This window comes from Citrobacter sp. RHBSTW-00986 (assembly GCF_013783065.1).
Classification (GTDB): Bacteria; Pseudomonadota; Gammaproteobacteria; order Enterobacterales; family Enterobacteriaceae; genus Citrobacter; species Citrobacter braakii.
The window spans coordinates 4,719,984-4,745,764 of the sequence record NZ_CP056200.1; the positions used below are offsets into that span (position 1 = coordinate 4,719,984).

Here is a 25,781-nt window from a genome sequence, read left to right on the forward strand (position 1 = left end):
GAAGTTCTCACATTATGCTGCCACAGTCGCAGCCGCTAGCTTTTGCTTTTTAATCCGCTTCACCAGAATGGTTGAACAGATAAAGCCCATTAAGCTGAACGCAATCATCACGCTAAAGACGTAGTTATAGCCCGTGATGCCGCTATTGGTATCCAGTAAATAACCGTATAACGTATACGCAAACATGGCGGGCATATAACCGATGATACAGCCAAATGCCATCGCCGAACCGGCATATTCACGTGGGGTACCAATCTCATCCATTGGTGCAAAGAAAATGGCGCGCTGTGAGAAAATAATCGCCCCAAATCCTAGCGTCGCCGCCATACCGATATACACATTCATCGTTTGATGTGGCAACAGCATAAAAACAACCATAGCAGCAGCAGAGATCAGAAACGTCCACTTCAGGTAAACCGTAGGTGATTTAGCAACCTTATCCGCCAGCAGCCCACCAATCGGCCCTCCCACCATTTTCAATGCATACTGGTTGATGATGCCGTACGCACCGACGAGCGCTACCGGCAGCATGTAGATATCTTTTAAGAATGGGATGAAGTAAGTCAGGCCACAGTACGCGGCGTAAACAAAGAAAATCCCTAAAGAAGCCAGCCAGACGTTAGGGCAGGACAACACATGTTTGATACCCTTTAAGACTTCCATGTTGGCACTGGTTTTCTCGCCGCCTTTCACTTTGTCATCATCGACAATAAAGTAAGTGAGAACGCCCGCAGCCAGCGTAATTAGCGTATAAAACAGCAGTCCAGCCTGCATCCCCGCTTTACCTTCACCAAACTGGACGAAAACAAACAGAGCGCCAGAAGCGACGATAACATCCACCACGCCGCGTCCTGCTTCTAAAAAGCCAAACATGCGCCCTTGTTCTTCTTGCGTACCTAGCAGACGCACAGCTTTCAGTAACACCGGCCAATAAACCACATCGGCAAAGAACGCCATTGCGGCAAAGCAAATAAGATAACCGGTAAATGACGGTAGCGTCGCCAAATATAAACCGCATAGCCCAACGCCGATCAGACCAAATGGTAATAATATTTTCTTGGAATAACGGTCTGCGATATAGAGCGACAAAAAAAGCCCGGTTGTCTGAACAATCGTATAAACAGTAAAACTTAAACCAATTTGCGTATTGGTTAAACCCCAGTCACTTTGCATTGGCACATAGAAAACGTCTTTCATACTTGAAAGTTTGAATATTGTGCCGCCGCCTAAAATTAAAAAACAGAGCCTTGCCCATTTGTTCATGAACATAATTAAACCCTCATTGCTTGTTGAGAGAAATATTTAAATTAAATCATGCAGTTAATAAATTAAGAGAGTTATTTTCATAACCCTTTTCGCATTTAATAATATTTAAAGAAGTTTATTTATTACTTGTAAACTTGTCGCATAAATCACGGATATACTTTATTTGAGCAAGAGCATGTTCTTTTTCCTGCGCCAGTCGCGCATCAATCATGTCACTGTCGGGCAGCGGCGTATAGCTTGCATCGCGCCATGGGATCCAGGGATTATCTCCTTCATCATCAAAACGAAATGCCGGAGCATAATATTCAACTTCCTCTTCCAGACCAAAAGCATTTACTTGCGGTTTATCCTCACCTAAAAGTAATAATGCCTTAAGCATCTCTTCCATTGGTAAATCACCGTATCCTGAACGACAAGCCTCATGCCCCCAGCCTTTACCTTCTTTAATAATTTTTGCGTCTTTGATATGCACCTGAGTGATTAGAGGGGACATGACCTCTAACGCAGAAAGCGGCTGCTCATTGGCGTTAATCATGTTGCCAAAATCAAACAGAATAGAGAGATTCTTCATTCCACTATTATTAACCAGCGTCACCAGTTCATGGCCTTGCAGATCTTCATGCTGTTCGATAGTAAAGCTTAGTCCGCAATCGTCATACTGAGACAACCACGCAATATCATTGGCAATCTTTGCCATGACATCGTTGAGATGTCCTTCATAGCGCGGGTAGAAACGTACTGAAGTTGCGCCAGTTGCCACAGCAATACGGATCGCATCCGTCAATGTCGCCTTGTCCGATGCGCTCGTTTCAATATGTACATCGAGGTTATATTTTTTGGCCTTTTCTTTAAAATCGTGCAACTGCCGATCGTTTAGTTTCTGCAGCGATTGGGACTCACCATCCTCAACATGTATTTTCACTCCCTTTAATTGTTGCTGATGCGCAATATCCAGAAGATCACCCGGAAGGACTCTCTCATAGCGCATATTCAGATGAAAGGCATAAGCATGTAGGTACAGTGGTATATTTCTCGCACGCTCAGCGAGAAGTTCTTGGTTGCATTTTCCCATTATTTTTCTCATTCATCACGAATAACAAGTTCCACTGATTCAAGTCGCCAGTATTCAAAATCAACCTGAACCACTTTTTTATCTCGGGTAGCCCGATGTTTTTCTACTAAAATTCCATAAGTATTAGGCGCAACGCCCAACTCTTTGCAGGCCACTTCTGGCATATTGACCGGCTTAAAAATCATTTCTTTGATATTTAAAGCATGACCAAACGCATCTTCCCAGACGCTGGCAAAAGACTGATTGCCCAATTTGTTAATGAATCCTGGCGCAACATCAGCATCAATATAGGACTCATGGTAAAACACTTTATGCGAATCAAGACCACACCAACCGGTAACTAAATAGCGATCACCGGAGGAGAGAAAAACATCATCAACATGGTGCGGAACCGTCGCAATCGTTTCTTTGGTTAAATAACCCCAAAAAGGTTTGCGCCCCTGAGCACAGGCTTCAGCATTAAAGCTGGAAAGTGATTTGGGATTATAAATAAATCGCTTCGATGAAATAAACCAACCACTGCGGTTCTTTCGGAAGATACGCGCATCGATCTCAAGCTCAATCAGAACCTGACGTAAGGTCATGCGCTTCGCATCCAGCAGCTCACATAACTCTCTCTCCGAAGGCAATTTAGAGCCCGCTGGCAAATTATTCTCGTTTAACCAGCTTTCAAAGCGCTCTCTAAGCACATCAACATTGTTTTTCTTTTTCATTTTGCTCATCTGGTTTAAACCAATTTAAAGCTAAGATATTTGAGTGCAGGAAATACTCAAGTTTTTTTTCAACGCAGAGTTTCTTTTTGTGGGCCAGGTATCAAGAATGGACTGAAAACATGGCGTGACAAGCAGGTTTTTTAACCCGCCTTAGTATGCAGAGATAAGAACCACGAGAAAGGCAAATCAGGTGTTACCACCTGATTTAATTGCATGGCCAGAATGGCTTTATTTTCCCCACAAACGGCGGGAATTGTCTTCGATCTTGCCGCTTAAACGACGCTTTTGCATCGTTCTGGTCCAGCTTTTCGATAACCCGGCAGCCGAGAGTAAACGGTGATATTGTGAGTCATCAAACGGCATATGCCAGGCAATGGCAATCGCCTCCCGCACGCTGACGTCGCTGACGCGTGAAGCCAGGATCAACGGCGCGTCCGCCGACACCTGACCTGGAGCGATGACGCTGCACAGCCAGCCCGTCTTGCCTGCCTCCTGCATCTGGCTGGCCATATCGCTGATGCCAAAATGGAAATTCAGCTTAAAGCACGGCGAGCGCGGCTGCGTGACCTGAATCAGCGCATCTCCCCACTGGAAAATGTCGCCAATGAATACATTCTCTTCCGTTAGCCCCTCAGTAGAGAGATTCTCGCCAAACGCGGGCGCGACAAAGAGCTCTGCCTGCTCCGGAAACTCTTGTCTCCAGTGCTGATAGTGTTCACGCGGATAGTGGCACAGCGCGCGATCCGGCCCACCGTGAATTTTCGTTTCCGCCTGTTCATCACCCGTCAGCCCCAGTTCGGTCAGCATCAGCTCGCCGTCAACCTGGACCTTAGCAATCGCGCTGGGACGGCTTCCCGTGTAGTCCCGAACCTTGCCTGTAAAAACATCGACCGGATATCGCATCTGTTCCCTCTCCCGATAAATTTCCCCCATTACACCACATTTATTTTACCCCAGTCGCTCAAAATGAGAGCACGGTTCACATGAAACTTAGGGACACATGCTATCAATGTAATCTGGTTTTGAAACATCATTTCAAATAAGGAGTCAACAACGTGACTGGTCAATCGCAATTTGCTGGCGTCTGGTGTCCTTCCATTACGCCAATGGATAATGACGGCAAGATCGATCTTAACGGTCTAAGCCAGCATCTCAAACGCCTTACCGAGGCCAAAATCGACGTGATTTTGCTGATGGGTAGCATCGGGGAATTTGCCTCCTTTACGCTCGAAGAAAAGCTGTTACTAATCCGCGAGGCCCGCGCTATGAGCTCGCTGAAGATGGTCGCCAACGTCTCATCCACCTGCCAGAATGATGTGCTGTTGATGGCGCAGGAAGCGTATCGCGCCGATTACGACGCCGTGATGATCCTGCCGCCTTACTACTATGGGCAAACGGCAAAACAGCTGCTGAGCTACTTCCGTCAGTTGGGGCAGAAGCTCAGCGGTAAATGGTTTGCCTATAACTTTCCGGCGCGCACTGGCTGCGATTTAACGCCTGAACTGGTTGCCACCCTCGCCGCCGAGTTCCCCAACTTCGCAGGCATTAAAGATACCGTCGACTGCCAGTCCCATACTCGCAGTATGATCCAGACCACCCGCGCCGTACGGGAGGATTTTGCCGTGTTGTCCGGCTATGACGAATACTACATTCCTAACCTGCTGGCAGGCGGCGCGGGGGTGATTTCAGGATTAAACAACGTCATGCCCGAACTGTTTGTCAGAGCACGGGAAGCATTTAAACAGGGCGACCTGACAGCACTTCGCGACATTCAGGACCAGATTGGCACCTACATGTCCATCTACGCCATCGGCGAAGATTTCGTCACCACCATCAAAACCGTGGTATCGCGTAAGTTTGGCTATTGCACCGGCGTGTCACGAAATGCCGGCGGAGAGTTGAACGAGGGTGAGTGTCGGACCATCGATGAGGTATTTGTCGTCAAAGCGTAAATCGTTAAGCCGGATGGAACAGACCATCCGGCAAAAGAGGCTTACTTCACGGCGCTACGAATATCAATTTCCGCCGCCCTGGCTTTAACTCTTTTCGACCAGATGGAAGTGATAATCGGCACCAGAATGGAGGTCACAATCACCGACGTGGCGACAAGGGAAGTTGCTGCCGGCGCCATCGGTTTAAATGCCGGAACCATTTCAGCAATCAGCACTGGCGTAGCGACCGCCGCACCGGCTGAGCTGGAGGCCGCAATCCCCGCTGTGCCATCGCCGCCGCCAATCAGTTTATCGGCGATAATCAATGGAATACCGGTAATAATAATTACCGCCACGCCCAGCAAAATACCCAGTACACCGGTCTGCGCAATCACGCTCAAATCAATGGTGTTACCAAGCGCGAAGGCAAAGAAAGGAATCAATGTCTGCACCGCTTTGCTGAAGAACTCCCGCAGCTCAGGGTCCAGATTCCCCAGCGCAAAGCCAATCAGGAACGGTAATACGGCCCCCACAAACACGTGCGGTTCAAACGAAGCGATCCCGGCGGTTCCCAGAATCACCATAGTCATCAGCGGGCCAGACTCCAGTGACATCAGGACAAACGCCCCGGCCTCTTCTTTGGTGCCGTACTGCTGCATAATCGAGGCATACAGCCCGCCGTTGGTCATATCCATGGCGGCCACCAGCGCCAGCGTAGACAAGCCGGCGAAGAAACCAACTTCTACACCATGTTCCGGCAGAATACGTGACGCAATCGCCGCGACCACCCACGCTACCAGAATCTTGGTTATGACCAGCGTGCCTGATTTACGCAGCACGGTACCGGTGGCGCTTAGCTTGATCGACGCCCCCATACAAAAGAACCAGACCGCCAGAATAGGCACCGTACCGGTGATCATACCGTTGGTAAAGGAGCCGAAGTATTTCCCGGCGCCGGGGGAAAAGGTGTGACACAACGCGCCCAAAAAAAGCGGCACCAGCATCATGCCGCCTGGGATTTTCTCTATCGTTCGTTTGATCTGCATTTCCATCACCTGTAGACATAAAAATGGGGCAATTTTTATGGGCGATTGCATCTTGCTTATGAGATGCGCCCGTCTTGATGAAACGAAGATAGACATTCATAGAGACTATAAAAGTGATCTCACTCGCATAATAAAACCTTGTTTCAATTTAAATGGATCATTGTTTTTATATTGATTTTGATCACAAAAAAACCCCCACAAGCATCGCTTGCAGGGGCTTACTAAAGCGTAGAACTTATTTTTTCGCTGCGAAACGCGCGGCAGCTTCGTCCCAGTTCACCACGTTCCAGAACTCTTTGATGTAGTCCGGGCGGCGGTTCTGGAATTTCAGGTAGTAAGCGTGTTCCCAAACGTCCAGGCCCACGATCGGGAAGCCGGAAGCGCCAGAGATAGCTTCACCCATCAGCGGGGAATCCTGGTTAGCAGTGGAAACAACAGCCAGTTTGTCACCTTTCAGAACCAGCCACGCCCAGCCGGAACCAAAACGGGTTGCCGCAGCTTTTTCAAATTCAGCTTTGAAGTTGTCCACGGAGCCGAAGTCACGTTCGATAGCCGCTTTCAGGTCGCCCTGCAGCGTAGTACCGGTTTTCAGACCTTTCCAGAACAGGCTGTGGTTAGCGTGGCCGCCCGCGTTGTTACGCAGTACGGTTTTCTTGTCTGCTGGCAGTTGATCCAGTTTGGTGATCAGCTCTTCAACAGGCAGGCTCGCGAATTCAGGCAAGCTTTCCAGCGCAGCGTTCGCGTTGTTTACGTAAGCCTGGTGGTGTTTGGTATGGTGGATTTCCATCGTCTGCTTATCAAAGTGCGGTTCAAGGGCATCATAAGCGTACGGCAGGGATGGCAGTGTATAACTCATAATCATCTCCAGTATTGTCGGGCGGCCAGTGTTAACGCCGCGTAAGCAGTTGGGTCATTATAGTTAATTAAATGATATTGAAAATGATTATCAATGCCGTACTTTTTACATGGCTATTATGAGGTAAAAGTGTGAGCATCACTGGGAAAATCAGGCTGATTTTGCCAATCTGAGTAGAAAATAGGCAGCGACATGAAGGACATGGGAGATAAAGCACGACATAGTCTGAAGATTATCTCACAAGGAAATATTGCTATGTCTGTCAACATTGCCCTTTTTGGTATCGGCCTCGACACATACTGGCCCCAGTTTACAGGCCTGGAGTCACGTCTTCAGGGCTATCTGCAATCAATTGATGAGCGCCTGACGGCGCAACAAGCCAGCGTGATTAATGGCGGCCTGATTGATAACGTCGATAAAGCCGATGCCCTTATCAGACGGTTGCAGCAACAGCCGGTCGATGCTGTCTGTCTTTACATCAGCACCTATGCGCTCAGCTCAACGGTGCTACCGCTTGTGCAGAGTATCAATAAACCGGTCATTATTCTGGCCCTACAGCCAGAGCCAGGGCTGCCTTATTCAACAATCCGTCAAATTCCCGATCGGGGAGGTCGTACTGGAGAGTGGCTGGCGCACTGTCAGGCCTGCAGCGCCCCCGAACTGGCAAACGTGTTTAACCGTGCGAATATCCGCTTTCAGTTGATTGTTGGCGCATTACAGGGCGATGAGTATGTCTGGCAACAAACGGCGCAGTGGCTACAGGCACTTAACGCTCGTCAAATGCTGGCAAATTGTCAGGTCGGCGTCCTCGGGCACTATTATGACGGCATGGTAGACGTTTACAGCAATATGACGAACTTGTCCGCCAAAATGGGCGTACGCTTTAAGCCACTGGAAATGTGTGAGTTGGCGGAATATCGCGAGCAGGTCAGCGAGGCAGACCTCAATGCCAAACGACAGGAAATGCACCGTGTACTTCAGTTGGATGTGGCATGCGAACCTGCAGAGCTCAACCGCGCACTCACCACTGCCTGCGCCATGGATAAACTAATTGCCCAGAATAAACTCGGTGCACTAGCCTATTACTATGAAGGCCGTAACGGCAACGCTTACGAGAACATCATCACCTCAATCATTCTCGGCAACACGCTGCTTACCCACCGTGGTATTCCCGTAGCGGGAGAATATGAAATCAAAAATGTGCTGGCGATGAAAATTCAGCAACTTCTGGGGGCTGGCGGTTCATTCTCAGAACCATATGGCATTGAATTTAATGATGATGCTGTTTTGTGGGGACATGACGGTCCGGCACACCCGCTGATGGCGGATGGTCCGGTGAGTCTGGTGCCGCTGCCGGTTTATCATGGTAAACCCGGTAAAGGTGTATCTATCCAGATGACCGTAAAATCAGGTCCGGTGACCTTTCTTTCGGTAATTGAAGATGCCGAAAACGGGGTGCGTTTACAGTATGCCGAGGGTGAAGCTGTACCAGGTGAAGTCCTGGATATTGGCAACACCAATAGCCGCTATCGCTTCCCGTTATCAGCTCGCGAGTTCACCACGCAATGGTGTATGGGCGGCCCAGCTCATCATTGCAGCATTGGCCTGGGGCACCATGGCGAGGCACTGGAAAAACTCGCCTGGCTACTGGGTATTCAGGCAGTAAGAATTTGCTAATCCTCTATATTTCCGCCCTTCTCAAAAAAGAGGGGCGGGGCCGCATTTGTGATCAATATCCCTTTCATCCCCTGAATTTTGCCAGCATTACTGATCACACGGCAGCATGCTGAAGGTTAATCTATTGCTCACTCTTTAGACTTTTGAACATCAAAACGGGTGTTTTCATCCTGCCAAATCGATAATTCAAAAGGAAACAGAATGGGTAACGCAATTACGATGGGGATAATATGGCATCTAATCGGTGCCGCTAGTGCCGCTTGTTTCTATGCCCCTTTTAAAAAGGTACAACACTGGTCCTGGGAAACCATGTGGTCTATAGGTGGTTTTGTTTCATGGCTGATCCTTCCCTGGCTAGTCAGCGCGATCCTTCTGCCGGACTTCTGGGCCTATTACAGTTCATTCAGTGCGTCCACCCTGCTGCCGGTATTTTTATTCGGTGCCATGTGGGGGATTGGTAATATCAACTATGGCCTGACTATGCGCTATCTCGGTATGTCGATGGGGATCGGGATCGCTATCGGCATTACGCTAATTGTTGGTACCTTAATGACGCCAATCATTGCCGGTAAATTTGACGTGCTCATTGGCACACCAGGCGGACGTATGACCCTGCTCGGCGTGCTGGTCGCCCTGATCGGAGTGGCGATTGTCACCCGCGCCGGACAGTTAAAAGAGCGCAAGATGGGCATCAAAGCCGAAGAGTTCAATCTGAAAAAAGGTCTGATACTGGCGGTGATGTGCGGCTTTTTCTCCGCGGGGATGTCCTTTGCCATGGATGCGGCTAAACCAATGCACGAAGCCGCTGCAACACTCGGTATCGATCCGCTGTATGTCGCCCTGCCAAGCTACGTAGTCATCATGGGCGGTGGTGCGGTGATCAATCTGGGATACTGCTTCATTCGTCTGGCAAAAATGAAAAACCTGTCAGTAAAGGCCGACTTCTCTTTAGCAAAACCGCTGATTATCAGCAATATCCTGTTTTCGGCGCTTGCTGGCCTGATGTGGTATCTCCAGTTCTTCTTTTACGCCTGGGGCCATGCCAAAATTCCAGCACAGTATGACTACATGAGCTGGATGCTGCACATGAGCTTCTACGTCCTGTGCGGCGGTATCGTGGGCCTGATCATGAAAGAGTGGAGCAATGCAGGGAGACGTCCGGTCAGCGTGCTAAGTCTTGGCTGCGTAGTGATCATTGTCGCGGCAAACATTGTTGGTCTGGGAATGGCCAGCTAATCATGTTGGGTACTGAGATGACGCCACTGGCTCGGCGTCATCCCAATTTTACGGTTAAATACCACCGAAAATCAGTTTTCGTTGTACTACCTTAAATTAACCAAATAATGATGGCGTTACTCACAAAATACCTCCGTTCGAGCGTATAGCTTAAATCCGTTCAGCAATAAAAACAGATACCCGATAACCGGCACCCAAAAGCTCAAACGCAGGCCAAAAGCATCAATAACCATCCCCTGGATAAAGGGCAGCACCCCGCCGCCAATGCCCGCCATAATCAAGCAAGCAGAAATAGATGCCGCATAGCGATCAAGTCCGGAGAGCGTGCGAGAGAAAATAATGGGATACATCACCGAGTTCATGAGCCCCGTAGCCAGCAGGCAATAGCCGCCAAAACGGTTAGCGAAAACTATCGCGGCAACGGTTAGTAGTACCGCTCCCGAAGAGCACAGGCAAAACAACAACTGAGGTCGGCAACAGTGAGCCAGCAAGCCATACAAAAACCGACCAGCCAATGCACCGCCCCAGTACAACGCGATAAAGGAGGTCGCTTGTGCAAGCGAAAACCCGCCCAAAGACGGGTCGTGAAGATAGCTGAGAGCCGTAGTACCAATGCTGACTTCAACGCCAACATAAACAAGAATGCCACTCACCCCAGTACGAAACTGAGCATAGCGCCTGAGCGCACGAATCGCAGAAAAAATATTCTCGTGCGCGTCACGAAAATCAGCAATTGAAAAACGGTATAACGCAACCAGCAGTATGCCCCCCACCAGCATCAAACCGAGATACATCCCTGGAACTGAAATGACAGAGCCAGCCAGAACAACCGCCAGGACGACAGGCGCCAGCGCCGCCCCGAGGGAGTTGATGGACGACGCCAGACTGAGGCGTCCAGCCGCACTTTGCGCCTCGCCAAGCCGATTAACATAAGGGTTTGCGACCACCTGCATCGCCGCAACCCCCATCGCCACAATGAAAATCCCCACCAGGCAACCGGCAAATGACGCCAGCCAGAGCGATACGGCGATCACCACCGAACCACTTGCGGCAAGTATCAACGCCAGTAAGAGTGCGCTGCGATACCCTAAACGCGCCATCCAGCCTGAACACGGTAAACAAATCACAAACGGTGCGAGATAAAACGCCACATTTACCAACATCGAGTCTCGCCATGAAAGCGAAAAAACTTGCCGGAAAAAGGGAATCGTGGCGCTATTAATTGCCGTCAGGACGCCCCAGTAAAAAAAGACAGCCGACAGCATAATGAACGCCCGGCGAGGATTCTGTACCATGATTTATCCCGCCATTTCCTGTGCCAGATGCACGGCGACATCCTGCGGCGACGTGCTGCCAAGCAACTGCTCACGGAACTCCACATGCATCAACTTACGCGCCAGACGGGAGAAGATTTTCATATGATCGCCCTTCTCCTGCTCACTCACCGTCAGCATGATAACCAGCGAGACATCCACCTCGTCGCTCCACGCCAGCGGCTCACTCAAACGCATCACCGACACGCTACTGTGCGCGACCGCCGCCGATTTGCAGTGAGGAAGCGCAATTGCAAATCCTAATGCGGTAGAGAAAATCGCCTCACGCTGCCAAATAGCCTCTTCAACGGCTGAGCCGGAAAAGACCCGCTGTTCGACCTCAAGATTATCGGTGAGCACCTTAATCGCCTCCGCTTTACGGGTAATCGCCCGATCGAGCAGGATCAGGGCGGGATCAAACACGGGTTTTGCTTGCGCCGCCACCTGTTGCGAAAGTAGTACCGCCACGTCCTGACCACTTTCGCAAGCTAATGCCCGTTCCAGCGTCTGCTCGCTGTGCGCGAGGGTTAAGGTCATTAAGCGCGCCTTGGCTGGCGCAATACGGCTTGAGGACATGCTGATCTGTCGTAAACCAACGCCCAACAGTAGCGCCAGCGCCGACGGGTCGCCGCCCATCTCGCCGCACAGGCTGATCTCAATACCGGCCCGCTGCGCGCGCGCCGTCATCTCCTTCAGTAGCTGTAAAAACGCGGGGTCAAAATAGTTGTAGAGATGTCGAACCTGCGCGTTGCCCCGGTCACAGGCCAGGAAGTATTGCGTCAGGTCGTTGCTGCCAATCGAAACAAAGTCGATATACGCGGCGGCTTTCTCCAGCAGATAAAGCACCGATGGCACTTCCGCCATAATACCCAGCGACCACTGCCCAACCGCCGCCCCCTCGGCCAGCAGTTGCGCCGCTGTTTGCTGGAACTGTTCACGCAGCCACTTCACCTCAGCAAGCGTAGTCACCATCGGCGCCATAATGTGCAACGGTCCGGCGGCGCTGGCACGCAGTAGCGCACGTATCTGAGGACGGAAAATCGACATAAATTCGGGATACAGGCGGATGCCGCGCCAGCCAAGAAACGGGTTTTCCTCCAGCGGCATCGCCAGATAGTCACAGGGTTTATCACCACCAATATCCAGCGTACGGATCACCACTTTACGCCCCCGCGCCTGTTCCAGCACGTGACGATAGGCCTGGTATTGCTCCTCCTCGTCAGGCGGCGCGGCTCGTTCGCAGAACAGCATTTCAGTGCGGAACAGACCAATCCCCTCCGCCCCGGCGGCAAATGCCGCTTCCGCTTCCGCCGCCAGCGCGATATTCGCCAGCACCGTCACCCGTTCGCCCTCTTGCGTCGCCCCAGGGCGTTGAATAAGCGGCTGTAAACGCGCTTCAAGGCGCTGACGTTTGTCCTCTTCCAGTTGATACCACCGCAGAGCCTGCTCATCCGGCGACACCACCACCACCCCGTGGCGAGTGTCGAGCAGCAGCGCTTCACCACCGCGAATACGCCCCGCTTCCGCCGCCTCTACGCTCAGCAGCGGAACCCCAAACGATCGCGCCAGAATGACGGTATGTGATGTTTCCCCGCCCGCGCCCATCACCACACCTTTCAGATGCGGACCGCGCAGCGCCAGAAACTGGCCTGGCGTTATGGGAACCGGACTGATAACGATGGTGTCTTGCGACAATGCCGTTTGCGGCATCAGCGGCTGCGCGGTGAGATGCGCCGCCAGACGCAGGCCCAAATCCTGTACATCCAGCACCCGCTGTTGTAGGTAGACGCTGCGACTTTCGCGCAGCGGCGCGCTCAGTTCATCCAGCGCCAGCGCCAGTGCTGCCAGCGCATTGCGCGCTGTACGGTCGGTAAGTAGCGAGGTTTCGAAGAGCGCATCGTCCAGCAGTTTGACATGAGCCTGTAGCACCGACGCGGCTTCTCCCTGCGTATGCGTTAATGCGTCGTGCAGCTCGCGGCGTACTTGCTCAAGTGCCGCCGTCAGCGCGGCTCGCTGTACAGCCGGCGCCGCCACCGCCTCTTGTTCTGCCAATTGATACAGATCCGGCACGCCCAGATGCATTGCCACCCCTTGCGCCAGCCCAGCGCTCACGCCGTTACCGCGCACCCACTCCGCACGGGTCTGCGCCAGAAAAACCGGCAGAGGTTGCTCCACCCGTTCCGGCGTCCGGGCAACGGGTTCATCACACGCGGCAAACTCTTGCCTCACAAACTGAGTCAGCGCCTGATGCGCGGCAGATTCATCCTCGCCCTCAATCACCAGTTCACACGGGTCCTGATACAAAATATCGGTCCCAATCATCGCCAACACGCTACGGGCATCGGCCTGACGCTGGTTACGCAGATTGCCTATTTGAACGCGAGCCTGAAATGCGCTGACGCGCTGCTCTAACGCACTGGCGGGGCGGGCATGTAGACCATTAGGCAACGGGCAGGTAAAACGAATGTTTAACACAATATTATCCTCTGGCTGCGGGCGTAATACGCCATGAGATCGGCGTGCAGGCCGGTATCGTTTCATGCGATGAGTTCAGCGATTTTTCCGCCAGCGTAACTTCGCACACTGTCGCATCAGCGACCGGCGTTGAGCTGATCTGCGGCTGCGAGCCGGGGTTCCAGCCGCGTAAAATCAGCGCATCTTCACGTTGCGCTTTTTTCAAGGTGCTGAAATGGAGTGGTGTCTCCCAGTGCAGCAGGCTGTAGGCTGTCGGGAATGTCAGCGCGTGTGGATTGGTTTTAAAACGCGCCCAGCCGGAATCCAGCCAGCCAACTGGCGGTGTGCGCCAGGCTTCGACTTCACGCCAGAAGTTCGGGCTTTCACCATCGCACAACGGGATGAGCGCGAAGCGGGCGCTAAATTCGCCTGGGATCTGTGAGTCTGGGGAAGGCAACGCCATACCGGATGCGCGTCCCGGACGCCACGGCATACCGGCACGTCCCAGCCAACCCACGCTACGCAGTAGCGTAATGGCGATAACCGATGGGCGTTCTGCGGGAATTTCATATTCTCGCAGCCCCTCCGTCACCACACTGATGCCCTGCTTGCCATCATGCATCATTACCAGACTTTGCATTGGCCACAGCGATGCCGGGGCTTCACCCCAATTTTCCTGCTGCCAGACATCCAGCGTGGCCGGTCGGTTGGCGCGACGAATGAGACCAAACGGTTGATCGGCAAAATGGACATCGGTAAAGACATCAGCAGGAATTTCCACCTGTAAACGATGATCGTGCAAGGTGTTGTTGACGCTAACCTGGAGGTCCAGCGTCGGGCGCTGGTGATCCAGCATGACCACCATGCTGACATCCAGTCGTGCATTACAACGGTGCTCCTGCCTGTCGGCCAGCGTGTGCGGTGCTGCGATAGACCAGCTTAGCGACAACGTGTCCACCAGCGCGCCGCGCTGCCAGTCGGCGTGAAGCAGCGCCCCTGCGCCGGTAACGCGCCAGTCATCCTCTGGTGGAGAATAGTTATAGGTGTCACCGGCATCGCCGCCGTCCACCAGTTGAATAAGGTTCTCCCAGCGCTTACCGCTGCGCTTATCGACCAGAACAACCTGTTCGCCTTCCAGCGTCAGGCGTAACCACGGGTTCTCCAGCGCCTCTTCTGTCGAGGACGGCACAGCAAATCCGGGGGCGCACTCATCTTGCAGATACAGGGTGGTATAGCCGCAGGCGGGGAGCGATGCGACCTCCAGTAAAATATCGCACCGCCGATAGAAGACGGGATCGGGGCTATTGGACAGTTCCTGAACAATGACGGACATATCTTGCGATGTCTCACGCATAATCTGCCAGCGACAGGGTTGTCCCTGCTCGTCAACAATGCGGAACGCCTCACCGGGTAGGTAGAGCGTCAGCGCCACCAGGCCATCGCGCACCGACGGCAGCGCGTTAAAGACGATGATTTTTTTACCCTGTTGCTGCGCCGTAATGCCGTTTGCCAACATCTGCATATTCAGCTCGTACAGGCGCTCGGCTTTTTCCTGACCCGAGAGCAAACGCGCCTTAACCATTGCATTCACGCGATCGGCGTTACACCCACCGATACTATCGTGAGCGTGGGATTTCATCGCCTCGCGCCATATTGTCTCAATGGCACGCTGCGGATAGGGCAACCCCAGCGTCCAGGCCATACTCAGCAACGGTTCTAGCTGACGGCTGACGAAGTTCTCCAGCCGGACGTTGGCCTGTTTAATATCCATGCGGGTAGAAAAAATACCGCGATGGATACGCATATATTTCGGGCTTAGCAGTTCGCCCTCAAAGATCGCCAGCGGCGTATCCGCCAGCGCGGCAAAGTAACGGCTAAAGTCGCTGCGAATAAAGCGGTACGCCGTTTGTTCCTGGTTCAGCGTGTCGAGCATTGCCGGAACGCCGTACTCAAACGGTGACTGATCGTTACCGTTCGGCAGTAGTAGCTGCGTACTGCGGCTAAATGCCGCCTGCTTTTCCATAACCGCAGAGAGGCGCGGCCAGGCCTGGTTGGTATCCGTCGGCAACCACTTCGCGCACCCATAACCCTGCGGTAATACCGCCGTCGTCACCACGCTGCCCCCCTGGCTTCGCCAGCGGAACTCGGTAAACGGCGTGTCGTACTCGCTCCAGCCGCGCCAGATAACCGCGTGGTCGATGGCAAACTGATTAAGGAACATGGGCAACTGTGCGCTCTGGCCAAAGGAGTCCGGCACATAACCGACCGCCATTCTCGGCCCTATCTCGTCACAGTCAGCCTGCCCCAGCAGCAGATTGCGGGTGATGGACTCAGCACCAACCACCAAAAAATCGGTCTGTGTATACCAGGGGCCGATTAACAAACGTCCGGCTTTCACCAGCGCCTGCACGCGTTCGCGGTTTTCTGGTGCCAGTTGGAAATAATCCTCCAGCACCACCGTTTGGCCATCAAGCATAAATGGACCTAATGATTCATCCGCTTCAAGATGTTGGATAAGATCTGCCATAAAATAATAAAGCAGAGCCTGGGAATCATTCTCCGTAAAATACCATTCACGATCCCAGTGCGTATGCTGAATTAAATGAACCGTTTTCATTTCGTTTATTCCTGTTTTAAGGCGTAGGTAACCCGCACGGATATTTACCCGCGCTAAACATAGGGAAATATTAATTCAGTAGTACGTCTAACGGCTGGCTTTAAATTTCGGCGCCACCGTCTCTTTTCTCACCTCAGGCGTGGCTGTCGGGCCACGGAATATCAACAGTGAGCCGCAGGCGATAATCGCCGAGCCGCAGACAATTGAGAGCACATAAATCGGCCATTTTTCTACCGCCAGCCAGCCGTAAAAACCGGAGATCTGCGCATGGTTTACCGCCCCTAATCCTACCGCCATCGCCGCCCCCACCGCCGAGCCAATCACGTTGACGACAATAATTCTTGGATTTGACAGCGCAAACGGAATGGCGCCTTCAGAAACACCAATCAGCCCCATCAACGTAGAGGCTTTACCCGCCTCACGCAGGGATTCCGGGAAGCGTGACGACCACAGCAGCGTAGCGACACCCAGACCAATTGGCGGCACGATAATCGCCACCTGCGCGGCGGTGTTTGGGTCATAAATACCGGAGGCCAGTAACGCCATTGCCGTCGTTACCGCCGCCTTGTTAATCGGGCCGCCGAGATCAAACCCAACCATGCCGCCAATGACCGCCGCCAGCAGCACTTTGTTCGTGCCGGACATGGATAACAGCCAGCTTTCCATGTCGTGATTCAACGCCGCCAGCGGCGTACCGATAATAAATGCCATCACCACGCAGGTCAGCAGCGTACCGCCGACTGGCAGAATGAAAATAGGCACAGCAGAGGAGAGCGCCTTCGGCAATTTGATGTAGCGGTTCAGGGCGCGAACGATATAGCCCGCGACAAAACCGGCCGCCAGCGCGCCGAGAAAACCCGTTCCCAGGTTACTCGCCAGCAGTCCGCCAATCATCCCCGGCGCAAGACCCGGTTTGTTCGCCAGCGCAAAGCTGATATAGCCGGCCACCACCGGCAACATCAGGGACAGCGCCAGCCCGCCGAAACCATCAAATTTGTGCAGCAACTGCACCACCATGCCGGCCTGCTCGTAGCTGGCATCCCAGATGTTATCAATACCGTAGAGAGAAGCGCCGATACGGGCGATCCCCATTAGCACCGCTCCAGCAATGACAAACGGCAGCATCCATGAAACGCCGGTCATAATGGCGTTCTTGACCTCTATCCCGGTAGACGGTTTGTCTCCCCCCTGAAACTTAGCCATTTGCAACCTCCTGCTCTACTGCTTCAAACACCGCATCGCCAAATTTGATGGGATCAGAGACGCTGCATTCGAGCTTCACCATGCCATCGAAACGCTCTTTCCCGCTAATCGCAACGTCGGCAGCAATGATGACCGCGTCAGCGCGCGCCAGATCCTCTGGCGTAATTTCATTCTCAGCGCCAATGCTCCCCTGCGTTTCCACTTTAACTTCATGCCCACGGTTTTTCCCCGTGATTTCAAGCGATTCCGCAGCCATGTAGGTATGAGCAACGCCGGTCGGACAAGCTGCAACACAAACAATGTACATAATGATTCCTCGTAGATTCAGGCAATAAAAAAAGCACAATGGCGAAAGTGCGCATTGTGCTTTGTATAGGACTAACAAATTGATAAACCTGGCTTTCACCGTCAGCGCCGCTGGCATGGCGGCAAACTAACAGTTGGTGCAGGCTGGAGTTACGGAAACTGAAGGCCAGCTCGTCACGTTTGCGACGGCACAGCAGCGCCTGCGGGAAATGCAGGCCAAAACGGGCAGGACGATGACAGCGTTGACGTACGCTCGCGCCGATAGCTTCGCTGGCGCAGTCCCACAGGCTGGACCATTCGCGCGCCATTTGCGTATCCATACACTCCTGCTCGGCGATATCATTTTCAGCCAGATCGTTAACGGAATTAAACCAGCAAAAATAATCAAGCATACGTTTAATTTTGCGATCGCAAGATAGCAAAATTAAAAGCAGACTTTTGATGATTATAGAGTTGGTCAACACAAACGTTACTCCGATAAATAAGTTTGCTGAGAATAAAACAAAAATAAAAGAGCAACTGTGATTTATTGCACAGAGCATTCACTCATTATGTCAAATTTAGTCTGAATATGTATCAAAACGCCACTGCAATATATAAACCACATTTATATATTATGGTGTCACCCGACTACGATGGCGCCATTGCCCTGGCGTCATCCCGACTTCGCGGTTAAATACCACCGAAAAATAGTTACTGTCTTCAAAACCGCACTGCATAGCAACTTCACCAATCAGCTTTTCAGTATGCGATAACAGATACTGAGCATGGCAAATGCGCAGTTGCCGCAGGTAATGGTTGATAGTCATCCCGGTCTGGCTGCGAAACTGCTGGCGCAAAACGCGTTCGCTGCACCGTTCACGCTCGCAAAACGTATCCAGTTCGAACGCATGCTCATGGCTACCGGCTAACGCGGTGATCAGTTTATCCAGCAGCGTTTCACTTGACGTCGCCGGGAGCGTATCCGTGGCATAACGATGACGTTTAAGGTGAGTTACCAGTTGACCAAACAGCAGCTCAGCCATGGTAAAGGCCTGCGCATCGCGCTGATTACTTTCATGCTCAAGCTGGCTTATCACCTGTCTGGCCTGGGTCATGCCAACGCTGCCGAGCCGCCAGTGCGGCTGCCTCGGCGTACCGTCAAATCCGGGGATCGCCCCTTGCCAGTCAACATTCAGCGTTAACCGCTCCGGGCAGTAGATGATATTTTGCAACACAAGGTCGTTAACGGAGGTGTAGGAGTGTTTATCTTCGGCGCGAATGTAAAACAGATCGCCGCGGGTTATCCGGTACGGACGATCGTTAAGGACATGCAGACCATTGCCGCGCCAGACCAGAACCAGCTCGCAAAACTCGTGGGTATGCTCAGCAAAGACATCCTGCGGATAACGATCGGCCACGGCGACAGCCTGCTGCTCATGCGCAAAAAAGTCTGATTTCAAAAGAACCAGATGATTCGCCATCACATCACCTCAACCTGTACGCTTGCCGGATGCGCTGCGCTTATCCGGCATGAAAGGGTATGATTATCAGCAAACGGACGGTAAAAAACGTTGATAGCTTTCGCGTTACTGAAGGCTGCTTCCCGCTAGAAGGTCACGCCCCTGACGAATATCGCGTGGCGACCACTCGAACTCACGGCGAAAAAGCGTCGAAAAGTGGTTACTGTCACCGAAACCGCAGAAATAAGCGATATCAGTCACGCTGTCATCACTGTGGCGGAGCAGATGTCGGGCTTTAATCAGTCGCAGACGGTTAAGGTAGCGCTGCGGCGTCAATCCTGTTTGCTGTTTAAGCTGGCGATGCAGAGTGCGTAAAGAGAGCGAAAACTTCTCGGCCAGCGCCTCCCAACACACCTCTTCGGCAAAGTTATCCTCCAGCCATGCCATCAAAAGGTTAAGCCGCGCATCGTTATCGGTCGCCGCTTCCATCAGGCTGCTTTTACGTAGCAGTACCAGCAACTGCATAAACAAGATCTCGCGATTTGCCGCCGTGGGCGTATCCATCTCCTCGCCGAGCGTCTCCATCTGCCCCACCAGGTGACGAACCTGCTGCAGTACGCCCTGGTTTACGCGCCAGTGGGAGGGATACTGCCCATTTTGTTCCTGAGGTAAAAGCTGATTCAGCCCGGCCAGAAATTGAAACGCATCCGGAGAGCGATACAAAACATTGGTCAGACACAGATTGTCAGTATGTTCATATAAATGCCTGTCATGATCGCGGACGAAACACACCGTACCGCCGCTGATGGTGTAAGGCTGTCCGTTGAACACATGGATCCCCGTTCCATGTTCGACCACCACAATTTCATGAAAATCATGATGATGTTCAGGAAACGCGGGCTGAGGAATCCGCGGTTCAATAGCCACTGGCGCTTTACCTGTCGGAAAAAAATCCACGCAATGCAGTACGGTCATGACGGCTCCCCCTGATTAACGAATATGGCTGAATAGTAATTAAGGGTTCCTACCCTCACCTTAATTTTTTGACGCCAAAGTGCGTAAACACGGTTAATTCTTCAAGAAATGGCGGGAAAGATCGGGAAATGCGGAAGGCGTCACATCCGCCAAAATCCGCGCGATTAGTGGAAACTGTGAACAACATCACGTTCACCTTTGCCATGTTGCCAGCCGCTAATTGGGGCTGTCACTGTCAAGAAGGTACGCTTTATTCGGGGTTCTTAGACTGAGTGCAATAAAACTCAGAAGGACCTCGCCATGACTTTTCGCCATTGTGTCGCTGTCGATCTCGGCGCATCCAGTGGGCGCGTAATGCTCGCACGTTACGACAGTAAACACCGCATCCTGACGCTGCGTGAAATCCACCGCTTCGTTAACTGTCTGCAAAAAACGGACGGTTTTGACACCTGGGACATCGACAGCCTGGAAAACGACATTCGCCTTGGCCTGAAAAAAGTCTGTGATGAAGGCATTCGGATAGACAGCATTGGCATTGATACCTGGGGCGTGGATTACGTATTGATCGATAACGCCGGCCAACGTGTTGGTCTGCCGGTCTCTTACCGTGACAGCCGCACGACCGGCATTATGTCACAGGCGATGGCGCAGCCAGGTAAAGGTGAAATCTACCGCCGTAGCGGTATTCAGTTTCTGCCGTTTAACACCTTGTATCAGCTACGTGCGCTGGTTGAACAGCAGCCAGAACTGCTTGCGCAGGTGGCACATGCCCTGCTGATCCCCGACTACTTCAGCTTTCGCCTGACCGGCAAATTGAACTGGGAATACACCAATGCCACCACCACCCAGTTAGTCAATATCAACACCGACGACTGGGATGACACGCTGCTGGCGTGGACCGGGGCAGACAAAGCCTGGTTTGGTCGCCCGACGCATCCGGGGAACGTCATTGGTCACTGGATTTGCCCGCAGAAAAACCAAATTCCGGTTGTGGCCGTCGCCAGTCACGACACCGCCAGCGCGGTCATCGCTTCACCACTGGCCGATAAAAATAGTGCGTATCTCTCTTCCGGTACCTGGTCGCTGATGGGCTTTGAGAGCAGAACGCCGTATACCAACGATGCGGCGCTGGCGGCGAACATCACCAACGAAGGGGGCGCGGAAGGGCGCTACCGCGTACTGAAAAACATCATGGGACTGTGGCTGCTCCAGCGCGTTTTAAAAGAGCGCCAGATTACCGACCTGCCAACGCTTATTGCCCAAACGCAAGCGCTGCCGGCCTGCCAATTCCTGATAAACCCGAACGACGATCGCTTTATCAACCCCGACGATATGAGCGCGGAAATTCAGGCGGCCTGCCGTGAATCGGGTCAACCCGTTCCCCAGCAAAACGCCGAACTGGCGCGCTGTATCTTCGACAGCCTGGCATTGCTATACGCTGACATTCTGCAAGAACTGGCACAGCTGCGTGGTGCAGCATTTAGCCAACTGCACATCGTTGGCGGCGGCTGCCAGAACGCCCTACTGAACCAGCTGTGCGCGGATGCCTGCGGTATTCGCGTGATGTCCGGGCCGATTGAGGCCTCCACGCTCGGCAATATTGGCATCCAGTTGATGACGCTGGACGAGCTTAACAACGTCGATGATTTCCGTCAGGTGGTGCGTGCCAACTACGACCTGACCACCTTCATTCCAAATCCTGAAAGTGAAATTGCCCGCTACCAGGCGCAGTTTCCATCACTACGACAGACAAAGGAGCTTTGCGCATGACCACTCAACTTGAACAAGCCTGGGAACTGGCAAAACTGCGTTTCGCCGCGGTAGGCATTGATGTCGAGGCGGCCTTACGCCAGCTCGATCGTCTGCCGGTCTCCATGCACTGCTGGCAGGGCGATGATGTCGCCGGTTTCGAGAATCCAGAAGGCTCGCTCACAGGCGGTATTCAGGCTACCGGCAACTATCCGGGCAAAGCGCGTAACGCCACCGAACTGCGCGCCGATCTGGAGCAGGCACTGAGCCTGATCCCGGGTCCAAAGCGTCTGAATTTGCACGCGATCTATCTGGAGTCCGATACGCCGGTTGCCCGCGACCAAATCAAACCTGAACATTTTAAAAACTGGGTTGAGTGGGCGAAAGCAAACCAGTTAGGGCTGGATTTCAACCCATCCTGCTTCTCTCACCCGCTGAGCGCCGACGGCTTCACGCTGGCCCACGCCGATGACACCATTCGCCAGTTTTGGATTGACCACTGCAAAGCCAGCCGTCGCGTCTCAGCGTATTTTGGCGAGCAGTTGGGTACGCCGTCAGTGATGAATATCTGGATCCCGGATGGCATGAAAGACATTACCGTTGACCGGTTAGCACCACGCCAACGTCTGCTTGAAGCACTGGATGAAGTGATCAGCGAAAAACTCGACCCGGCGCACCATATCGACGCCGTCGAGAGCAAGCTGTTTGGCATCGGCGCCGAAAGCTACACCGTGGGCTCCAACGAGTTCTATATGGGTTACGCCACCAGCCGTCAGACCGCTCTGTGCCTGGATGCGGGTCACTTCCATCCGACTGAAGTGATTTCCGACAAAATCTCCGCCGCCATGCTGTACGTACCGCGTCTGCTGCTGCACGTCAGCCGTCCGGTGCGCTGGGACAGCGATCACGTGGTGCTGCTGGATGACGAAACGCAGGCGATTGCCAGCGAGATCGTCCGCCACAACCTGTTTGACCGCGTACACATCGGCCTCGACTTCTTCGATGCCTCTATTAACCGCATCGCCGCGTGGGTTATCGGCACTCGCAATATGAAAAAAGCCCTGCTGCGCGCGCTGTTAGAACCGACCGAACAACTGCGTCAGCTTGAAGCCAGCGGCGACTACACCGCACGTCTGGCCTTGCTGGAAGAGCAAAAATCGCTGCCGTGGCAGGCCGTCTGGGAGATGTATTGCCAGCGTCACGACACGCCAGCAGGAAGCCAGTGGCTGGACAGCGTGCGCGCCTATGAGAAAGAGATTTTGAGCAAACGTAGCTAACCGTGACACCAGGCTTACAGGCCGGATAAGACGCCCTACGTCGCTATCCGGCAATGAATGAAAGACGATTGCCGGATGGATCTTCACTTATCCGGCTTACGTAAGACCCGATAACGATCGGGTAATCAACAGGATCACCGAATATGCAAAACATGACTAATTCCTGGTTCGTCCAGGGGATGATCAAAGCCACTTCCGACGCGTGGCTGAAAGGCTGGGACGAACGTAACGGCGGCAATCTGACGCTGCGTCTGGATGAGGCTGATATTGCGCCATTTAGCGCCGATTTCCACGAAAAACCGCGCTATATCGCGCTAAGTCAGCCAATGCCTTTGCTGGCGAACACGCCGTTTATCGTCACCGGTTCCGGTAAATTTTTCCGTAACGTTCAGCTCGATCCCGCGGCAAATTTGGGCGTGGTGAAAGTAGACAGCGACGGCGCGGGCTACCACATCCTCTGGGGCCTGACCCACGAAGCGGTGCCAACCTCTGAGTTGCCGGCTCACTTCCTCTCCCATTGCGAGCGTATTAAAGCGACGAACGGCAAAGACCGCGTGATCATGCACTGCCATGCTACCAACCTGATCGCCCTGACCTACGTGCTGGAAAACAATACCCCGCTGATTACCCGCAAACTGTGGGAAGGCAGCACCGAGTGTCTGGTGGTGTTCCCGGATGGCGTCGGCATTCTGCCGTGGATGGTGCCGGGTACGGATGAAATCGGCCAGGCAACCGCCGAGGAAATGCAGAAACACTCGCTGGTACTGTGGCCGTTCCACGGCGTGTTCGGCAGCGGCCCCTCCCTCGACGAAGCATTTGGCTTGATAGATACCGCAGAAAAATCCGCCGAAGTTTTAGTCAAAATCTATTCGATGGGCGGTATGAAGCAGACCATCACGCGTGAAGAGCTGGTAGCACTGGCTAAACGCTTTGGCGTGACTCCGCTGGCAAGCGCCGTAGAGCTGTACTGATACCTGCCAACTCAACGCCGGATGCGGCTTCGCTTTATCCGGCCTACATGACGATGCACGTTTCACCGTCGGCCCGATAAGCGTAATGCCATCGGGCACCAGGGATTTTTTTTAAGGAGAATAGTGATGAGCTTTATGTTGGCACTGCCAAAAATTAGCCTGCATGGCGCCGGCGCGATTGCCGATATGGTGAATCTCGTGGCGAATAAACAATGGGGCAAAGCGTTGATCGTCACCGATGGTCAACTGGTGAAGCTGGGCCTGCTGGATAGCCTGTTTGCCGCACTGGATGAACATCAAATGTCTTACCACCTGTTTGATGAGGTGTTCCCGAATCCGACAGAAGAGCTGGTACAGAAAGGTTTTACGGTATATCAGGGGGCAGAATGTGATTACATTATCGCCTTCGGCGGCGGCAGCCCGATCGATACCGCCAAAGCGGTGAAGATCCTGACCGCCAACCCCGGTCCTTCTACCGCTTACTCCGGCGTGGGCAAAGTGAAAAATGCGGGCGTGCCGCTGGTTGCCATCAATACCACTGCTGGTACAGCAGCAGAGATGACCAGCAACGCGGTCATTATCGACTCTGCCCGCAAGGTCAAAGAGGTGATCATCGACCCGAACATCATCCCGGATATCGCCGTGGATGACGCCAGCGTGATGCTGGAAATCCCAGCCTCCGTTACCGCCGCAACCGGCATGGACGCCCTGACTCACGCGGTGGAAGCCTATGTTTCCGTTGGCGCGCATCCGCTCACCGACGCCAACGCCCTGGAAGCAATTCGCCTGATCAACCTGTGGCTGCCGAAAGCGGTCGACGATGGTTATAACCTCGAAGCCCGCGAACAAATGGCGTTTGGTCAGTACCTCGCAGGGATGGCGTTTAACAGCGCCGGTCTTGGACTGGTGCATGCGCTGGCACACCAGCCAGGTGCGACCCATAATCTGCCGCACGGCGTCTGCAACGCTATCCTGCTGCCGATCATCGAAAACTTTAACCGCCCTAACGCCGTGGCGCGTTTTGCCCGAGTGGCGCAGGCGATGGGAGTGGACACCCGCGGGATGAGCGACGAAGCGGCAAGCATGGAGGCCATCACCGCGATTCGTGCCCTGAGCAAGCGTGTAGGTATTCCGGCTGGTTTTAGTTCCCTTGGCGTGACGAAAGAGGATATTGAAGGCTGGCTGGATAAAGCGTTGGCCGATCCATGTGCGCCGTGTAACCCACGCACCGCCAGCCGCGATGAGGTCCGCGAGCTGTATCTGGAGGCGTTATGATCCGCAAGGCCTTTGTGATGCAGGTGAATGCCGACGCGCACGTTGAGTATCAACGTCGGCACAATCCCATCTGGCCAGAACTGGAAGCGGTGCTGAAAGAGCACGGTGCCCATCACTACGCGATTTATCTCGACCAGGAACGCAACCTGCTGTTCGCCACCGTAGAGATTGAGTCAGAAGAGCGCTGGAACGCCGTTGCCAGCACCGATGTTTGCCAGCGTTGGTGGAAGCATATGCGTGATGTAATGCCGGCAAACCCGGACAACAGCCCGGTCAGCGCTGAGCTAAAAGAAGTGTTTTATCTGCCTTAACCGCTCTGTTTCCTCCCCTGACGGGGGAGGAAACCTTTTTCTCCCGTCAGCAGCATTGCGTTCGTTTTGTCATCCACGCCTTTTCCCCACA

Annotated in this window: 22 protein-coding genes; 8 read left to right on the plus strand and 14 right to left on the minus strand. The window is 53.2% G+C overall.

Features of this window, described 5'->3' with window-relative positions:
* Window positions 1-12 precede the first annotated feature (12 nt).
* The 4 genes from HV345_RS22745 to yiiM all read right to left on the minus strand — a co-directional run bounded on the left by HV345_RS22745 (window position 13) and on the right by yiiM (window position 3,954).
* Complete coding sequence (locus HV345_RS22745) at window positions 13-1,263, minus strand: MFS transporter (RefSeq protein ID WP_029139693.1); 1,251 nt, start codon at window positions 1,261-1,263, stop codon at window positions 13-15.
* Between the two features lie 118 nt (window positions 1,264-1,381).
* A complete protein-coding gene (locus tag HV345_RS22750; RefSeq protein ID WP_047497555.1) occupies window positions 1,382-2,338 on the minus strand; it encodes a sugar phosphate isomerase/epimerase in 957 nt (318 codons plus the stop codon).
* Window positions 2,339-2,346: 8 nt separating this feature from the next.
* Window positions 2,347-3,051 (minus strand): GntR family transcriptional regulator, encoded by a 705-nt coding sequence (locus HV345_RS22755; protein WP_019077919.1) that lies wholly within the window; start codon window positions 3,049-3,051, stop codon window positions 2,347-2,349.
* A gap of 228 nt (window positions 3,052-3,279) precedes the next feature.
* Complete coding sequence (gene yiiM, locus HV345_RS22760; RefSeq protein WP_053388910.1) at window positions 3,280-3,954, minus strand: 6-hydroxyaminopurine reductase; 675 nt, start codon at window positions 3,952-3,954, stop codon at window positions 3,280-3,282.
* A gap of 152 nt (window positions 3,955-4,106) precedes the next feature.
* Between yiiM and HV345_RS22765 the strand changes: the two genes are divergently transcribed.
* The gene (locus HV345_RS22765) at window positions 4,107-5,003 is read left to right on the plus strand and encodes a dihydrodipicolinate synthase family protein (protein ID WP_046276210.1); all 897 of its coding nucleotides are present in this window, start codon (window positions 4,107-4,109) and stop codon (window positions 5,001-5,003) included.
* Window positions 5,004-5,044: 41 nt separating this feature from the next.
* Here HV345_RS22765 and kdgT read toward each other — a convergent pair whose 3' ends face one another.
* Together kdgT and sodA are read right to left on the minus strand one after the other, a co-directional pair.
* Complete coding sequence (kdgT, locus tag HV345_RS22770) at window positions 5,045-6,028, minus strand: 2-keto-3-deoxygluconate transporter (RefSeq protein ID WP_016155204.1); 984 nt, start codon at window positions 6,026-6,028, stop codon at window positions 5,045-5,047.
* Window positions 6,029-6,263: 235 nt separating this feature from the next.
* Window positions 6,264-6,884, minus strand: coding sequence for a superoxide dismutase [Mn] (gene sodA, locus HV345_RS22775; RefSeq protein ID WP_016155203.1), 621 nt, complete (start codon window positions 6,882-6,884; stop codon window positions 6,264-6,266).
* A 255-nt stretch (window positions 6,885-7,139) separates the two neighbouring features.
* On the opposite strand from sodA, the gene HV345_RS22780 reads away from it, so the two are divergent.
* Both HV345_RS22780 and rhaT read left to right on the plus strand, forming a co-directional pair.
* Entirely contained in the window at window positions 7,140-8,561 is a 1,422-nt protein-coding gene (locus HV345_RS22780; protein ID WP_032932209.1) for an L-fucose/L-arabinose isomerase family protein, read from the plus strand.
* Between the two features lie 201 nt (window positions 8,562-8,762).
* Window positions 8,763-9,797 carry an L-rhamnose/proton symporter RhaT gene (rhaT, locus tag HV345_RS22785; RefSeq protein ID WP_016157897.1) on the plus strand — a complete coding sequence of 345 codons (1,035 nt, stop codon included), beginning with the start codon at window positions 8,763-8,765 and terminating at the stop codon, window positions 9,795-9,797.
* Between the two features lie 116 nt (window positions 9,798-9,913).
* Here rhaT and HV345_RS22790 read toward each other — a convergent pair whose 3' ends face one another.
* The 8 genes from HV345_RS22790 to rhaS form a co-directional block, all read right to left on the minus strand.
* The gene (locus HV345_RS22790) at window positions 9,914-11,092 is read right to left on the minus strand and encodes an MFS transporter (RefSeq protein WP_181636089.1); all 1,179 of its coding nucleotides are present in this window, start codon (window positions 11,090-11,092) and stop codon (window positions 9,914-9,916) included.
* Window positions 11,093-11,095: 3 nt separating this feature from the next.
* Entirely contained in the window at window positions 11,096-13,585 is a 2,490-nt protein-coding gene (ptsP, locus tag HV345_RS22795) for a phosphoenolpyruvate--protein phosphotransferase (protein WP_181636090.1), read from the minus strand.
* Window positions 13,586-13,589: 4 nt separating this feature from the next.
* Complete coding sequence (locus HV345_RS22800) at window positions 13,590-16,181, minus strand: glycoside hydrolase family 38 C-terminal domain-containing protein (protein ID WP_104651891.1); 2,592 nt, start codon at window positions 16,179-16,181, stop codon at window positions 13,590-13,592.
* An 87-nt stretch (window positions 16,182-16,268) separates the two neighbouring features.
* Window positions 16,269-17,384: a PTS fructose transporter subunit IIC gene (locus HV345_RS22805; protein WP_181636091.1), complete on the minus strand. Its 1,116-nt coding sequence runs from the start codon at window positions 17,382-17,384 to the stop codon at window positions 16,269-16,271.
* Entirely contained in the window at window positions 17,377-17,691 is a 315-nt protein-coding gene (locus HV345_RS22810; RefSeq protein ID WP_016157892.1) for a PTS fructose transporter subunit IIB, read from the minus strand. Before HV345_RS22810 ends, HV345_RS22805 begins: the two co-directional genes overlap by 8 nt.
* Window positions 17,621-18,082, minus strand: coding sequence for a hypothetical protein (locus HV345_RS22815; protein ID WP_141876144.1), 462 nt, complete (start codon window positions 18,080-18,082; stop codon window positions 17,621-17,623). Before HV345_RS22815 ends, HV345_RS22810 begins: the two co-directional genes overlap by 71 nt.
* Before the next feature lie 222 nt (window positions 18,083-18,304).
* Window positions 18,305-19,153: an HTH-type transcriptional activator RhaR gene (gene rhaR, locus HV345_RS22820; RefSeq protein WP_049040553.1), complete on the minus strand. Its 849-nt coding sequence runs from the start codon at window positions 19,151-19,153 to the stop codon at window positions 18,305-18,307.
* 105 nt (window positions 19,154-19,258) lie between these two features.
* A complete protein-coding gene (gene rhaS, locus HV345_RS22825; RefSeq protein ID WP_181636092.1) occupies window positions 19,259-20,107 on the minus strand; it encodes an HTH-type transcriptional activator RhaS in 849 nt (282 codons plus the stop codon).
* A gap of 300 nt (window positions 20,108-20,407) precedes the next feature.
* Between rhaS and rhaB the strand changes: the two genes are divergently transcribed.
* From rhaB to rhaM, 5 genes are all read left to right on the plus strand, one after another.
* Window positions 20,408-21,877, plus strand: a complete 1,470-nt coding sequence (rhaB, locus tag HV345_RS22830; protein ID WP_181636093.1) for a rhamnulokinase — start codon at window positions 20,408-20,410, stop codon at window positions 21,875-21,877.
* The gene (gene rhaA, locus HV345_RS22835; RefSeq protein ID WP_019077926.1) at window positions 21,874-23,133 is read left to right on the plus strand and encodes an L-rhamnose isomerase; all 1,260 of its coding nucleotides are present in this window, start codon (window positions 21,874-21,876) and stop codon (window positions 23,131-23,133) included. Before rhaB ends, rhaA begins: the two co-directional genes overlap by 4 nt.
* 143 nt (window positions 23,134-23,276) lie before the next feature.
* A complete protein-coding gene (rhaD, locus tag HV345_RS22840) occupies window positions 23,277-24,104 on the plus strand; it encodes a rhamnulose-1-phosphate aldolase (protein WP_016155197.1) in 828 nt (275 codons plus the stop codon).
* A gap of 126 nt (window positions 24,105-24,230) precedes the next feature.
* Entirely contained in the window at window positions 24,231-25,379 is a 1,149-nt protein-coding gene (gene fucO / locus HV345_RS22845; protein ID WP_181636094.1) for a lactaldehyde reductase, read from the plus strand.
* The gene (gene rhaM, locus HV345_RS22850) at window positions 25,376-25,690 is read left to right on the plus strand and encodes an L-rhamnose mutarotase (protein ID WP_016155195.1); all 315 of its coding nucleotides are present in this window, start codon (window positions 25,376-25,378) and stop codon (window positions 25,688-25,690) included. Before fucO ends, rhaM begins: the two co-directional genes overlap by 4 nt.
* Window positions 25,691-25,781: the final 91 nt, after the last annotated feature.

Bases quoted from the DNA above. Each gene is read 5' to 3' on its own strand.
- rhaA (WP_019077926.1), top strand. From the start codon at position 21,874: ATGACCACTCAACTTGAACAAGCCTGGGAACTGGCAAAACTGCGTTTC.
- rhaB (WP_181636093.1), top strand. From the start codon at position 20,408: ATGACTTTTCGCCATTGTGTCGCTGTCGATCTCGGCGCATCCAGTGGG.
- rhaM (WP_016155195.1), top strand. From the start codon at position 25,376: ATGATCCGCAAGGCCTTTGTGATGCAGGTGAATGCCGACGCGCACGTT.
- HV345_RS22790 (WP_181636089.1), bottom strand. From the start codon at position 11,092: ATGGTACAGAATCCTCGCCGGGCGTTCATTATGCTGTCGGCTGTCTTT.
- HV345_RS22800 (WP_104651891.1), bottom strand. From the start codon at position 16,181: ATGAAAACGGTTCATTTAATTCAGCATACGCACTGGGATCGTGAATGG.
- rhaD (WP_016155197.1), top strand. From the start codon at position 23,277: ATGCAAAACATGACTAATTCCTGGTTCGTCCAGGGGATGATCAAAGCC.
- HV345_RS22750 (WP_047497555.1), bottom strand. From the start codon at position 2,338: ATGGGAAAATGCAACCAAGAACTTCTCGCTGAGCGTGCGAGAAATATA.
- rhaR (WP_049040553.1), bottom strand. From the start codon at position 19,153: ATGGCGAATCATCTGGTTCTTTTGAAATCAGACTTTTTTGCGCATGAG.
- HV345_RS22805 (WP_181636091.1), bottom strand. From the start codon at position 17,384: ATGGCTAAGTTTCAGGGGGGAGACAAACCGTCTACCGGGATAGAGGTC.
- yiiM (WP_053388910.1), bottom strand. From the start codon at position 3,954: ATGCGATATCCGGTCGATGTTTTTACAGGCAAGGTTCGGGACTACACG.
- sodA (WP_016155203.1), bottom strand. From the start codon at position 6,884: ATGAGTTATACACTGCCATCCCTGCCGTACGCTTATGATGCCCTTGAA.
- HV345_RS22780 (WP_032932209.1), top strand. From the start codon at position 7,140: ATGTCTGTCAACATTGCCCTTTTTGGTATCGGCCTCGACACATACTGG.
- HV345_RS22745 (WP_029139693.1), bottom strand. From the start codon at position 1,263: ATGAACAAATGGGCAAGGCTCTGTTTTTTAATTTTAGGCGGCGGCACA.
- kdgT (WP_016155204.1), bottom strand. From the start codon at position 6,028: ATGCAGATCAAACGAACGATAGAGAAAATCCCAGGCGGCATGATGCTG.
- fucO (WP_181636094.1), top strand. From the start codon at position 24,231: ATGAGCTTTATGTTGGCACTGCCAAAAATTAGCCTGCATGGCGCCGGC.
- rhaS (WP_181636092.1), bottom strand. From the start codon at position 20,107: ATGACCGTACTGCATTGCGTGGATTTTTTTCCGACAGGTAAAGCGCCA.
- rhaT (WP_016157897.1), top strand. From the start codon at position 8,763: ATGGGTAACGCAATTACGATGGGGATAATATGGCATCTAATCGGTGCC.
- HV345_RS22755 (WP_019077919.1), bottom strand. From the start codon at position 3,051: ATGAAAAAGAAAAACAATGTTGATGTGCTTAGAGAGCGCTTTGAAAGC.
- HV345_RS22810 (WP_016157892.1), bottom strand. From the start codon at position 17,691: ATGTACATTGTTTGTGTTGCAGCTTGTCCGACCGGCGTTGCTCATACC.
- HV345_RS22815 (WP_141876144.1), bottom strand. From the start codon at position 18,082: ATGCTTGATTATTTTTGCTGGTTTAATTCCGTTAACGATCTGGCTGAA.